The following is a 13,527-nucleotide window of genomic DNA, read 5'->3' on the forward strand; positions in this document are numbered from 1 at the left end:
TTATTACAATGTGGCGGGCGTGCCGGCGACCGCAGGCACCTCCAAAGGATTTGAACCGCGTTTTCACCCGAAAATGCCGGTACAGAAACACAACTCGGTATGGACCTTCGACGGCACCTTGCCGCCCAAATTGCTCATGGTGCGTTATGGGCAACCGGTGTTGATGCGCCATTACAACGGCTTGCCGATCGACCCGTCGGCGAACATGGGTTTTGGTCTGCACACCATCACCACCCACGAACACAACGGTCACGTACCGGCGGAAAGCGACGGCTATGCCAACGCGTTTTTCTTCCCCGGGCAATTCTATGACTATCGCTGGCCGATCCAGTTGGCCGGCTACGACAGCATCAACACCACGGCTGCAGACCCGCGTGCAGCGTTTCCGTGCTCGCCGGGCGAAACCCTGTGGACCAACGACCTCACCCCCGGCCGCAAAACCTGCGACAACGGCATGATCAAGGTCCGCGGCGACTGGCGCGAAACCATGAGCACCCACTGGTTCCACGACCACATGCTCGATTTCACCGCGCAGAACGTCTACAAGGGCAACGCGGCGATGATGAATTACTACAGCGCCCTCGATCGCGCCAATGAATCGGTGAATGACGGCGTCAACCTGCGCCTCCCCAGCGGCAGCGCCTTGCCCTGGGGTAACCGCGACTACGACGTTAACCTGATGTTTTCGGACAAGGCGTGGGATAAGAACGGTCAACTGTGGTTCAACCCCTTCAACACTGGCGGCTTCCTCGGTGACCAGGTGCTGGTCAACTGGAAATGGAAACCGGTCCTGGATGTGCGCGCCCGCAGCTATCGCTTGCGCATGCTCAATGGTTCCGTGTCGCGCTACTTCAAAATGGCGCTGGTGCGCGAGATCAAGGGCAGCACCGGTGAGTTCCAAGGGCCTGCCGGGTCGGGCGTGTCGTATGCCCGGGTGCCGTTCCACATGATTGCCAACGACGGCAATATCATGGAACACAGCGTACCGTTCGACGGCAGCATGGACCTGGATGCCGACGGTGACAAACAGAACCACAACGCGATCCTGCCAACCCTGGGCATAGCCGAGCGTTTCGACATCATCGTTAACTTCTCGAAAAACGGGATCAAACCAGGCGACAAGCTGTTCTTCGTCAACCTGCTGGTGCACCAAGACGGCAAGGGTCCGGAAGAACCCGTTGCCCTGGCTGACGTGCTGTCCGAGAAATACCGGGCGATCATCAAGCAAACCAGCAAGGGGCCAAAGTGGGAGGACGGTGATCCGGCGGTAGGCAAGGTGTTGCAACTCAACGTCAAGGCCTACACCGGACAGGACCTGGCCATGGACCCGGCCGCTTATGAGCCGGCCAAACCGGGCAAGGCTGAAGGCCTGTTTATGATCCCGCTGAAGATTCACCGCGACAATGCTGCCGACAAGGCGCTGCTCGCCAAAGCCCGCCACCGCACCTTTACCTTCGGCCGTTCCGATGGCACCGATGAAGCGCCCTGGACGGTCAAGACCGACGGCGGTTTCGGGTTTCGCATGGACCCGCGCCGCCTGAACGTCTCGACCAAACTGGCCAGCGGTCCGACCGACGCCGGCGTCACGGGTTTCGGCACGCTGGAAGTGTGGCTCATCAAGGGCAATGACACGGGCTGGGGCCACCCGGTGCACGTGCACTTCGAGGAAGGGATCATCCTCAGCCGTGGCGGCAAGCCACCACCGGAATGGGAAAAATGGGCACGCAAGGACGTGTATCGCGTCGGTTCGGAAAAGGATGGTACGGACAATGTCGAGATTGCGATCCAATTTCGCGAATTCGCCGGCACCTTCATGGAGCACTGCCACAATACGCAACATGAGGACAACTCCATGCTGTTGCGTTGGGACGTTGAAAAACCCGGGCAAGTGCAGTTGATGCCGACTCCTTTGCCGAGCTGGGATGGTGTGCGCTACGTGAACTCCGCTGCGCTGCCAACCTTCCGCACCGGCGATGGCTACGGCACCAAAGCAGAGGTCACACCATGATCCGCAGGGGAGCCGACATGACATCACGTACGCCGCGCTCCCGCGCCCTGGGCATTCGCCTGATTTTGCTGATGGTCACCTGTGTGCTGGCCGCTTGGGTGCTGCTCGCTCATGAAGGTGCACCGTCGTCGACGGAATCGGCGACACCCTGGGGCGGCGATTACTTCCCCAACACCTTGCTGACCGATCAGGACGGCCGGCAGGTGCGTTTTTTCGATGACCTGATCAAAGGCAAAGTGGTGGTGATCAACTTCATCTTCACCTCGTGCAGCGACTCCTGCCCGCTGGAAACCGCGCGCCTGCGTCAGGTGCAGAATTTGCTGGGGGACCGGGTCGGCCAGGACATTTTTTTCTACTCCATCAGCATCGACCCCTTAAGCGATACACCCGACGTGCTCAAGGCCTATGCACAACGCTTCAAGGTCGGGCCAGGCTGGCAGTTCCTCACCGGGGAGTTCGAGGCCGTCACCGATCTGCGAAAAAAACTCGGGCTGTTTATCGAAGGCGTCGACAACGGCCGCAGCAAGGACCACAACCTGAGCCTGATCGTGGGCAACCAAAGCACCGGTCGCTGGATGAAAGCCTCACCGTTCGAGAACCCGTGGATCCTCTCCGATCAGTTGGCCAATACCTTGCAGAACTGGAAGCAACCCAGCGTTGAAGAAAGTTATGCCGATGCGCCCGAGATCCGTCCGCCGAGCAACGGCGAAGAGTTGTTTCGCACCCGTTGCGCGTCGTGCCACAGCCTGGGTCCGATGGACGGGCAGGGTATCGGCATGCGCAGCATCGGCCCGGACCTGATCGGCGTCACTCGCCTGCGTGATCCGGCCTGGCTGAGTCGCTGGATTCGCGAGCCGGACCGCATGCTGGCGGAAAAAGACCCGCTCGCGATGGAACTGTTTGAGCGTTTCGACAAAATCCCCATGCCCAACCTGCGCCTGGATGAGAACGCGGCGCAGTCCATCGTGGATTTTTTGCAGGAAGAAACCGATCGTCAGCAACCGCTACAGGCGGCGCAAACGCAATAGCGGCGAAATACTATCATTGGCGCCGTCAGCCTCGATCAATGCCACCTACACTGATCCGAAACGCGGCTGAAAAGGCTTGATGCAAGGCATCCGGGAAGGTCCTATGCAGATACCAGGACAACAAAAAATACCTGCGCCGGTTACGTCGGCAGCAGTCGGCAAGGGCTGGCGAGGACAGTTCAATTTGCTGCGCTGGTTTTCCCTGGGCAGCTTTTTCATCATCGCCGTCGTGGCGCTGGGGTTGGGCTACATTTCCACGCGCTTTGTTGTCGAGGAGAGCATCGAGCGCGATTCGATGCTGACCGCGCAGTTCGTCCAGGCCATTGGTGATGCCGAAATTCGCCATGCCGCGATTGCCCCGAACAGAACCATGGGTGAAATGCTCGACCCGCGCCAGGACAACGCCTATCCCGACGTGAGCCCAGCCTCCCGCGCAGCTTCGCGCACCGAGTTTCTCGATCATGTAGAGCATCTGCCGGACATTCTGTTGGCCACGGTGTATGCCCTGGATCGCACCGTGGTCTGGTCGACCAACCCGGAGCTGATCGGCGTGCGCATCGAAGATGACCGAGAACTGGACGAATCTTTCGAAATGAAGGAACCGGTGTCCACCAGCTACCACGAAATCGATGAGGAGCGCCCCGAGCAGAGGTTGCTGCGTGAGCCTGAACACCTGTTCATCGAGAACTACATCCCGATGTTCAATGCTGACAAAAGCAAAGTGATCGCCATGGTGGAGATCTACAAGGAACCTGTGGACCTGGTGGAACGCATCCAGCGTGGCTTCAAGTCAATCTGGCTGGCAACCCTGCTCGGCGGCCTGGCCATCTACCTCGGACTGTTCTGGATTGTGCGGCATGCGGCAATGCTGCTGCAGAGCCAGCAGAAACAACTGATCAGCAACGAGACCTTCGTCGCGCTGGGGGAAATGTCCTCGGCGGTGGCCCACAGCTTGCGCAATCCGTTGGCCAACATTCGTTCCAGTGCCGAACTGGCTCAGGAAATCTCCAGCCAGAACGCGCAGAAGAACATCGGCGACATCATCAGTCAGGTCGACCGCATGTCGCGCTGGGTTCGGGAGTTGCTGGTGTCATTGCGACCCATGAACGACGACTGCGAAACGGTAGACCTGGTGCTGGTCATCGACGACACGTTGAGTGCGTTTGACGCGCTGATTAAACGCTCCAGCATCGACGTGCGTTTCACCCTTCAGAGTTGTCCGCCGGTCGTCAGCCAACAGGTGTTGCTCACGCAAATTCTTAATAGCCTGTTTGCCAATGCCCTGGAAGCCATGCCCAAGGGCGGCGTGCTGAGTATCGATATCGAAACGCCGCAGCCCGGACTCGTGCGCATGACCCTGAGCGATACCGGCAAGGGCATGACCACGCAGCAAGAACAAATGGCCTTCAAGCCGTTTTTCACCACCAAACAAGGAGGGTTGGGCGTGGGCCTGGCCCTGGTCAAAAGAATAATGGAGCGTTTCGAAGGCTCGGTCGAATTGACCAGCCGAGAGCAGGAAGGAACCCGCGTCTGTCTCAATTTTAAAGTGGCAACGGGAGGGGAATATGGAGCACAGCATTCTGCTGGTCGAGGATGATGAACTCCTCGCCGAGAATATTCAGACCTACCTGGAGCGCAAGGACTTCGAGGTGACGGTCTGCCACTCGGCTGAGGACGCGCTAGAGCAATTGGGCACTTTCGTCCCGGACGTGGTGCTGACCGATAACTCGCTGCCGGGTATGAGCGGTCACGACCTGATCCAGAAGCTGCGCATCAGCGCGCCGGATCTGAAAGTGATCATGATGACCGGCTATGGCAACGTCGAAGACGCCGTGGTGGCGATGAAAGAGGGCGCTTTCCATTACGTCACCAAACCGGTGGCGCTGCCGGAGCTCAAGCTGCTGCTGGACAAGGCCCTGGCCACCGACCGAATGGAACGCACACTGTCGTTCTATCAGGAGCGCGAAGCGCAGAAGTCAGGGGTGCAGGCATTGATCGGCGAATCGGCACCGATGCAGTACCTGAAAAGCACCATTGGCCAGTTAATCGACGCCGAGCGGCGCATGGCCAATACCGATCTGCCACCGGTGTTGGTGGAAGGCGAGACCGGCACCGGCAAGGAACTGGTGGCCCGTGCGTTGCACTTCGACGGCCCGCGCAGCAAAGGTCCGTTCATTGAATTCAACTGCGCCTCGATTCCTTCCAACCTGGTGGAGTCGGAACTGTTCGGCCACGAGAAGGGCGCCTTCACCGACGCCAAGGACCGCCGCGTCGGGCTGGTGGAAGCGGCCGATGGCGGGACGCTGTTTCTCGATGAAGTCGGCGAGATGGACCTGTTGCTGCAAGCCAAACTGCTGAAGCTGCTGGAGGACCGGACGATCCGCCGGGTCGGCTCGGTGAAGGAGCGCAAAGTCGATTTGCGGGTGATCAGCGCCACCAACTGCAACCTTGAACAAATGGTCCAGCAGGGCAAGTTCCGCCGCGATCTGTTCTTCCGTTTGCGGATCATCTCGATCAAGGTGCCGCGCCTCTATGTCCGTGGCGCAGACATCCTGCTGCTGGCTCGACACTTCCTGGCGATCCACGGTAAACGCTATGGCAAACCGAACCTGTATTTCAGCGATCAGGCCGAGGAATTGCTGCTCAGCTACAGCTGGCCGGGCAACGTGCGCGAGTTGCGCAACATGCTTGAGCAAACCGTGTTGCTGGCCCAGAGCAACACCATCGCCGCCCATCAATTGAACGTGTGCCTGAGCCTGGTGGATGAGCCGCTGTTGTTCCAGCAAGAGCCGCAACACTGCGAGCCGCGCCCGGTCTACAACGGCACCGAGTCCATGAACCTGCCGGAAGTGGAGCGCGACATGGTGCGCAAGATGCTCGACAAGACCGACTGGAACGTCACCAAGTCCGCACGGCTGCTGGGCCTGAGCCGCGACATGCTGCGCTACCGAATCGAGAAGCTCGGCCTCGCGCGCCCGGACAAACGCCAGTGGTAGACCTTATTGCATCACTGGCGTCTGACGGCTGAGGCACGCGAGCAGGCACGTAGGGTCGAGGACTTCTTCGTTCACGTAGACACCGCGTTGCTGATCGTAGGAGCGGACGAACACTCGAACCGTGGCATCCGCTACCGTCGGCAATCTTGAGTCGTAGAACTCATGCTGGCTCGAAATGGGGATGAAGTCCTGAGGCGCTGTCGGGATGTACGACCCTGGCGGCACCGCGCTCAGTGACGGTGGCACGGGGTGAGCGAAGGGTTGGTCGGCTCCGTAATAGTTGAACTCACTGCTGTAATCGCTAGTGGGTGTCAGGCTGTCGTCTGCGTGAGCGCTAGCTGTGGTGATCAGGCAGAGGGCGAACAGTAGTCTCAGATCGGTTTTTTTCATGGCAGCACCTGCGAAATCGGCTTTTCCCGCATTTCCCCAAGGCCATTAACTATAGCTGCCGTACGAGCGCGCGTTCGCGATGCCCGGATTACAAGATTTGAACAAAGACTCAATGGGTTTTTTCGAAACCCTGATCTAGACTCGTGCCGGTCAATCAAGACCCCAGTCTGGAGCGCGCAAAGGAAATGCCGACAAAAGAAAAAGCCATCGCCAGCAACCGCGATGCCTGGAATGACTCCGCCCGACACCACAAAGACACCGCCGAATGGCGAGCCCGTTTGGCGGCTGTTGGTGATAGGGATTTTTGCTGCATGGACGACACCCTCCGAGGTTTGCTGGAACAAGTGGGTGTCGACGGCAAAGATCTGGTGCAACTGGGCTGCAACAACGGCCGCGAAAGCCTTTCGTTGTTTGCGCTGGGTGCCCGCAGCGTCGTAGGCGTCGATCAGTCCGAGGCTTTCCTCGATCAGGCGCGGGAACTGGCGTCACGCTCGCCCCATGCGCCTGAGTTCATCGAGGCAGACATCCATCACTTGCCGACTGAACTTCATGGCCGTTTCGACGTGGCCCTGATCACCATCGGCGTGTTGAACTGGATGCCGGACATCGGCGAATTCTTCCGCCACGTCGCGCAAACCCTCAAGCCCGGTGGCAGCCTGGTGGTGTACGAAACCCATCCCTACCTGGAGATGTTCGACCCCGAGTCAGCCGATCCGTATCGGCCGGACAGCTCGTACTTTCGCAGCGAACCTTTCGTGCAGGACCAGCCGATCGTCTACGAAGGCAAAGTCGACCAGCAGGCGGCTCCGTCCTACTGGTTCGTCCACACCCTGGGCGCCATCTTCACCGGCGCCATCGACGCCGGATTGCAGGTCAGCCACTTCAAGGAGTACCCGCATTCCAACCGCGAGGAACTCTATGATCGGTATGAGCAGCAAACGGCGCAGCTGCCGTTGTGTTTTACGTGGGTGGGGGTGAAGCGATAGGTTTCAGGATCGGGACCTATTCGCGGTGCCGCTACCGTCCGCTATCCTTGCTCCACGCACATCGAACGGTTTTCCCCATGCTTTCGGTCCAAGGCGTCTTCAAAAGCTACGCCACTCCCCAGGGCCCATTAGCGGTCCTGCAAGGTGTCGATCTCACCTTGAAACCCGGCAGCAGCCTGGCGTTGATGGGGGAGTCGGGCAGTGGCAAAAGCACCTTGCTGCACCTGATTGCCGGGCTGGACAAGGTCGATCGCGGCAGCATCCACAGCGGCGAACATCGGCTGGAGCAGATGAACGAAGGGCAACTGGCGAACTGGCGGCGGACCGAAATCGGCCTGGTGTTTCAGCAATTCAACCTGATCGGCAGTTTGCGCGTGGAGGACAATCTGGCGTTCCAGGCACGACTGGCGGGGCGCCATGATCCGCGCTGGCAGGCGCATCTGGTGCAACGTCTGGGCTTGGGCGATTTGCTGCGGCGTTATCCTGAACAGCTGTCCGGCGGCCAGCAGCAACGGGTCGCGCTGGGCCGTGCCCTGGCGTCGCAGCCAAAACTGCTGCTGGCCGACGAACCGACCGGCAGCCTCGATGAAGCCGCCAGCGATGAGGTCTTGAAGTTGTTGCTGGAGTTGCTCGACGACAGTCCCACCACCTTGTTGATGGTCACCCACAGCCCGCGGGTTGCCGCCCGGTTGGCAGAGAAAGTGGTGCTCCACGGTGGCCGTCTGGCTAGAGCGGACGAGCGCTGAGGTGCGGGTCTTTCGAGAGACGCTGCGGGCGCTGCTCAGTCATTGGCGGCAGCATCCGGTGCAGTTTTTCAGTGTTCTGACCGGGCTCTGGCTCGCCACCAGCCTGCTGACCGGCGTGCAGGCGCTGAACAGCCAGGCGCGCGAAAGCTACGCCCGGGCCAGTCAGTTGATTGGCGGCGAACCCCAGGCCAGCCTCAGTTCACCCAGTGGCGCAACCTTCTCCCAACACGTGTTTGTCGACCTGCGCCGTTTGGGTTGGCCGGTGTCGCCGGTCCTGCAAGGCCGGGTGACGCTCAAGGGCCATGAAGACCAGCGCTTGCAGCTGATGGGGATCGAGCCGGTGTCGCTGCCCGCCGGTTCCTCAGTGGCCGGGCAGCCGTTGGCGATTGAGCAGGTTGTCGAGTTTTTCAGCCCGCCGGGCAGTACCTGGATTTCGCCGCAGACGTTGCAGGCACTGGGTCTGCATGAGGGCGAACGCCCGCTGACTTTGAGTGGTCAGGCATTGCCGCCGCTGCATGCCCAACCCGATATGGCTCCCGGTGTGTTGTTGGTGGACATCGGCTTAGCCCAGCAGATTCTTGGTCTGCCGGATCAGCTGTCACGCCTGCTGCTGCCGAAGGATTTTACCGCGCCCCTGCCTGATCAATTCAAGGGTCAACTGCAGCTCAAGACCAGCGGCGAAGAGAACAATTTGTCGCGCCTGACCGAAAGCTTTCACCTGAACCTCGATGCGCTGGGTTTTCTGTCATTCGTGGTCGGCCTGTTCATCGTCCACGCCGCGATCGGCCTGGCGCTGGAACAACGCCGTGGCTTGCTCAGAACCCTGCGCGCCTGCGGTGTCAGTGCACGGATGTTGATTGCCTGTCTGGCGGTTGAACTGGGCGGTCTGGCGTTGATCGGCGGACTGGTCGGCGTCGCCAGCGGCTACCTGCTGGCCAGCGTGCTGTTGCCGGATGTCGCCGCGAGTCTGCGCGGGTTGTACGGCGCCGAAGTGGCGGGGCAGTTGAGCCTCAGTCCGTGGTGGTGGCTCAGCGGCGTCGGCCTGAGTCTGTTGGGCGCGTTGTTGGCAGGGGCCAACAGTTTGTTGCGGGCCGCGCGTCTGCCTTTGCTGGCCCTGGCCGCCCCGCAAGCCTGGCATCAGGCTCACGCCCGCTGGTTGCGGCGCCAGGGTTGGGTTGCCGTGATCGCCGCGGTGATCGCGCTGCTGGCGTTGATCTATGGCGACAGCCTGAGCAGTGGCTTCGTGCTGATGGCGGCACTGTTGATCGGCGCTGCGCTGGCGTTGCCGGTGGTGCTCAACTGGGTGTTGAACCTGGTGCTGCATCGCAGTCGCTCGGTGCTCGGCCAATGGTTTCTCGCCGACTGCCGTCAGCAACTGCCGGCCCTGAGCCTGGCGCTGATGGCGCTGTTGTTGGCACTGGCGGCGAACATTGGAGCGGGCAGCATGACGGCCGGTTTTCGTCAGACCTTCAGCGATTGGCTCGAACAACGCCTGACCGCCGAACTGTACGTTAATCCGCGAAATCCGGCCCAGGCCAGAGAGCTGCAAACCTGGCTCAAGCAGCAACCCGGACTCACGGCAGTGCTGCCCAACTGGCAAGTGTCGATCCAGTTGCAAGGCTGGCCGGCTGACGTCTTCGGCGTGATCGATCACCCGACGTATCGCCAGCATTGGCCGCTACTGGAAGCCTTGGGTGACAACCCGTGGGACCGACTGGCCAAGGACGACGCACTGATGCTCAGCGAGCAACTGGCCCGTCGGCTGAAGGTGCGCCTTGGCGATCACCTGACGATTCCCACCCCGAACGGCGCCTGGTCGCCACGGATCGTCGGCATCTACGCCGATTACGGCAATCCCAAGGGCCACATTCTGGTCAACGTCAACCATCTGCTGCGCGGCTGGCCGCAGCTGACACCCAGCCGTTTCAACCTGCGCATCGACCCGACGTTGATCCCTGCCTTCCAGACCGCGCTGCAAACCCGCTTCGTGCTGGAGGACCGCCGCATCGTCGACCAGGCCCGGCTCAAGGGTTGGTCCACGCAAGTCTTCGAACGCACCTTTGCCGCGACCACCGCACTCAACAGCCTGATCCTCTGCGTGGCGGGCGTGGCGCTGTTCATCAGCCTGTTGACCCAAAGTCAGAGCCGCCTCGGGCAACTCGCCCCACTGTGGGCGCTCGGCGTGACGCGCCGGCAACTGATGTTGCTCAATCTCGGGCAGACCTGGTTGCTGGCGGTGCTGACCCTGGTGCTGGCGTTGCCGTTGGGGATCGCGTTGGCGTGGTGCCTGGACACGGTGATCAACGTCCAGGCCTTCGGCTGGCGCTTGCCGCTGCGGGTGTTTCCGATGCAGCTGTTGCAGTTGATGGGGCTGGCGCTGCTGGCGACTTTACTGGCGTCGGCCTGGCCGCTGTATTCGCTGTATCGCACGCAACCGGCGGATCTGCTGAGGACGTTTGCTCATGAAGATTAAGGTCGGCGTGTTGCTATTGGCGTTATTGAGCGGGTGCGATAACTCGGCGCCTGTCGAGAAAGGCTTCGCGGGGCTGGGTCATCAGGCCGCCGCGTTCACCCCGGTAGTACCCGGTCGGGTGTTCAGCTTTCCGGCGGATCACGGTCCTCATGACGGTTTTCGCATTGAATGGTGGTATGTCACCGCCAACCTCAAGGACGATCAGGGTCGCGAGTTTGGCGCGCAGTGGACGTTGTTTCGCAGTGCGTTGAAGGCTGCTCCCGAGGTGGCAGGTTGGAATAATCAGACGATCTGGCTCGGTCACGCGGCGGTGACTTCTGTCACGGTGCATCACGCTGCCGAACGCTATGCCCGTGGCGGCGTTGGGCAGGCCGGGGTGAGCCTGGCGCCGTTCAACGCGTGGATCGATGATTGGCGTTTCAGCAGTCAGGCGTCTGATGCCGACCCGTTGGCCGAGCTGCAACTGAGCGCCCGCGACAAGCATTTCAGCTACCAATTGCGGCTGACTTCTACACGTCCGCTGGTGCTGCAAGGGGACAAGGGTTTCAGCCAGAAATCAGAGCAAGGCCAGGCGTCGTACTACTACAGCCAGCCGTTTTTCCAGGCCAGCGGCTCGTTGGAAATCGATGGTAAAACCTGGCAGGTCAGCGGCCCGGCCTGGCTCGACCGCGAATGGAGCAGCCAGCCGCTGACCGCCAACCAGACCGGCTGGGACTGGTTTTCCCTGCATCTGGACAGTGGCGAACACGTGATGCTTTATCGCATGCGGCAAAAGGACGGCGAGCCTTACCTTACCGGGACCTGGATCGACGCTCAGGGGCAGACGCAGTTGGTGCACGCCAGCGACATCAGCCTCACACCGCAAGACACCGCCAACGTCGCCGGCCGTTCGATGCCGGTGCGCTGGTCGATCAAAATCCCCGACAAACACCTCGACATCACGATCAGCGCGCTCAACCCCAATGCGTGGATGGCTTTGCGCATTCCCTATTGGGAAGGGCCGGTGCAATTGAGCGGCAGCCATGGTGGGCAGGGTTATCTGGAAATGACCGGGTATTAAGGCTCCCCTGTAGGAGCTGGCGAAGCCTGCGATCTTTTGACGTTGATCCTGATCTCCCCCGAAATCCCACTGGAACTCCTCGCGACGCCCAACCCTCTACCGTGAGAACCCCCGCAGGAGCCCACACATGAGCGACGACCTAAAACCACCTGACCTTGCCTCGTGGCAGCGCCTGTTCGAAGACAAGGCCTACTGGCAACAGTCCCCTGATGCCCATTACGCCGAACTGCTGCGGGTGGCCGATGACTTGCTGGGGCAGGGCGCCATCGACCTGGAACAGTGGCAAGCCTTGAAGGCCAAGGCCGATCAATCTCATAAAGACTCGCCTGCCGTGAACGTCGCCCAAGAGGTTGACGATCCCGAAGCCTGAGGAGAATTTCCATGAATCCCAAACCGCCTGACACTTTGGAAAACCCCGACGAGCCCCGACCACCGGGTGAAGTCGAGCGCGACAACGACGCCCTGCGCCCGACCGATCCAACCCGACGCAAGGAAAGCGGCAAGGGCACAGACAGTGGTGAATCCACCGCACAAGAAACCGCAAAAACTCCCTGATCAGCGTCTATGCTCATCTGCGCAGAGGGCGCTGGACGGTGGTTCAGCGCTCGTTGCTGCCTCCAATTCACAGGGAATGTACCGCTTATGAAACTTCACGCACTGACCAAAGCCATCACCCTCGCTACCTTGCTGTCTGCCGCCAGCCTTAGCGCCATGGCTACGGACATCCCGCTGTCTGCTGTTGTGGAGGCGGATCAGGTCACCACCAAAGTTGTCTCGGTCGATGCTGCCAATCACCGGGTCGTCCTGGAGGGGCCGGAAGGTCGTCAGGTCCATGTGCAATTGACCGACAAGGCCAAAAACCTCGGCAACTTGAAAGTCGGCGACCAAGTCGATGTCAAGGTGACTAGCGCTGTCGCCGCCTACCTCGACACCGATGTCGACAAAGGCCTGCCAGGCACCGTCGAACGCGCTGGCGAAGTCCGCGCAGCTCCCGGCAGCGACAACCCGGGCGGCGAAGCCTACCGTCAGGTGCAGGTCCAACTGAAAATCACCAAAATCGACGTGAAGAAAAACCAGGTCACCTTCCAAAACCCCGCCGGCCAGTCCAAGACCGTTGACGTCGGAAGACCCGAAGTTCAAGCGAAATTGAAAGACCTGAAAGTTGGACAGAGTGTCGTTGTGACCTATACCGACATATTGACAGTGACCAGCAAGCACTGAAGTTGAGTATTAGCTCTATATATATTGATTGTTCTCGTACAACTTTTTTGTATAAGAACAATCAGTTTTAATGGTCTAATTGGTGAGTTTTGGTGGTCTGCAAAATAGTATTTTGGCCGACATTTAATCGAATGTTGTTTCGATAAATTTCATGTTCATATACGCGGACATATTCGAAAACTTCAATTAAAATGCTTCCCGTTCGCCCAGTGTCAGGGCTCTTTACCGGTGCATGGATTGCCAGGCCATTACACTGGGCGAACACCTTATCGACGTGCGGTACACACCTGCAGCAATACGTTAAGATGCGCGGCATTTTGCAGATCAAGGAAGAAAACGGCTGTCGCCGTTCTGACACGGATGAAACCACTCTCCCTCTACCACCCGGCGCTCTACTGGCTCCGCGTGTGGCAAAAAAGACTGTTCCGGCAATTGGCCTGGCGCTTCTCCCGCAAGCAATACGCTGTTTCGCTGAACACCGTCTCCCGCTTGCCATTTCGCTGTAAGCGCTCCATGAAGCCCACATTCCAAGCCGAAACCTGATGTCCGATGCTGTGCTCCCGATTTCTTTCTGGAGCCAGTCCGTCATGATGCGTCCCGACGCCAAAGTCGAAAAAGT

The 13,527-nt window shown here is 60.0% G+C and carries 13 protein-coding genes; 11 read left to right on the top strand and 2 right to left on the bottom strand.

What is annotated here, in order from left to right; all coding sequences use genetic code 11:
- The 4 genes from WLY71_RS25450 to WLY71_RS25465 all read left to right on the top strand — a co-directional run.
- On the top strand, positions 1-2,008 hold a 2,008-nt coding region (locus tag WLY71_RS25450), incomplete at its 5' end, for a multicopper oxidase domain-containing protein (RefSeq protein WP_347805741.1).
- A 17-nt stretch (positions 2,009-2,025) separates the two neighbouring features.
- Positions 2,026-3,036, top strand: a complete 1,011-nt coding sequence (locus WLY71_RS25455; RefSeq protein ID WP_347805742.1) for an SCO family protein — start codon at positions 2,026-2,028, stop codon at positions 3,034-3,036.
- Between the two features lie 103 nt (positions 3,037-3,139).
- A complete protein-coding gene (locus WLY71_RS25460; protein ID WP_347805743.1) occupies positions 3,140-4,633 on the top strand; it encodes a sensor histidine kinase in 1,494 nt (497 codons plus the stop codon).
- The gene (locus WLY71_RS25465; RefSeq protein WP_347805744.1) at positions 4,602-6,032 is read left to right on the top strand and encodes a sigma-54-dependent transcriptional regulator; all 1,431 of its coding nucleotides are present in this window, start codon (positions 4,602-4,604) and stop codon (positions 6,030-6,032) included. The genes WLY71_RS25460 and WLY71_RS25465 overlap by 32 nt, the downstream gene beginning before the upstream one ends.
- Positions 6,033-6,035: 3 nt before the next feature.
- Here WLY71_RS25465 and WLY71_RS25470 read toward each other — a convergent pair whose 3' ends face one another.
- Positions 6,036-6,422, bottom strand: a complete 387-nt coding sequence (locus tag WLY71_RS25470; RefSeq protein ID WP_347805745.1) for a hypothetical protein — start codon at positions 6,420-6,422, stop codon at positions 6,036-6,038.
- Positions 6,423-6,607: 185 nt separating this feature from the next.
- Between WLY71_RS25470 and WLY71_RS25475 the strand changes: the two genes are divergently transcribed.
- The 7 genes from WLY71_RS25475 (at position 6,608) to WLY71_RS25505 (ending at position 12,908) form a co-directional block, all read left to right on the top strand.
- On the top strand, positions 6,608-7,408 hold the full coding sequence (locus WLY71_RS25475) for a class I SAM-dependent methyltransferase (RefSeq protein WP_347805746.1): 801 nt from the start codon (positions 6,608-6,610) through the stop codon (positions 7,406-7,408).
- 77 nt (positions 7,409-7,485) lie between these two features.
- Positions 7,486-8,154, top strand: coding sequence for an ABC transporter ATP-binding protein (locus tag WLY71_RS25480; RefSeq protein ID WP_347805747.1), 669 nt, complete (start codon positions 7,486-7,488; stop codon positions 8,152-8,154).
- A gap of 1 nt (position 8,155) precedes the next feature.
- Entirely contained in the window at positions 8,156-10,627 is a 2,472-nt protein-coding gene (locus WLY71_RS25485) for an ABC transporter permease (protein WP_347805748.1), read from the top strand.
- On the top strand, positions 10,617-11,687 hold the full coding sequence (locus tag WLY71_RS25490; protein WP_347805749.1) for a lipocalin-like domain-containing protein: 1,071 nt from the start codon (positions 10,617-10,619) through the stop codon (positions 11,685-11,687). Before WLY71_RS25485 ends, WLY71_RS25490 begins: the two co-directional genes overlap by 11 nt.
- Before the next feature lie 127 nt (positions 11,688-11,814).
- Entirely contained in the window at positions 11,815-12,057 is a 243-nt protein-coding gene (locus tag WLY71_RS25495; protein ID WP_056746628.1) for a hypothetical protein, read from the top strand.
- 11 nt (positions 12,058-12,068) lie between these two features.
- Positions 12,069-12,242 (top strand): hypothetical protein, encoded by a 174-nt coding sequence (locus WLY71_RS25500; protein WP_165353279.1) that lies wholly within the window; start codon positions 12,069-12,071, stop codon positions 12,240-12,242.
- An 87-nt stretch (positions 12,243-12,329) separates the two neighbouring features.
- Entirely contained in the window at positions 12,330-12,908 is a 579-nt protein-coding gene (locus WLY71_RS25505; RefSeq protein WP_347805750.1) for a hypothetical protein, read from the top strand.
- A gap of 392 nt (positions 12,909-13,300) precedes the next feature.
- Here WLY71_RS25505 and WLY71_RS31470 read toward each other — a convergent pair.
- Positions 13,301-13,527 (bottom strand): hypothetical protein (locus WLY71_RS31470; protein ID WP_425589964.1); only part of this gene is annotated, 227 nt, incomplete at its 5' end.

It is taken from the genome of Pseudomonas rossensis (assembly GCF_039888995.1).
Classification (GTDB): Bacteria; Pseudomonadota; Gammaproteobacteria; order Pseudomonadales; family Pseudomonadaceae; genus Aquipseudomonas; species Aquipseudomonas rossensis.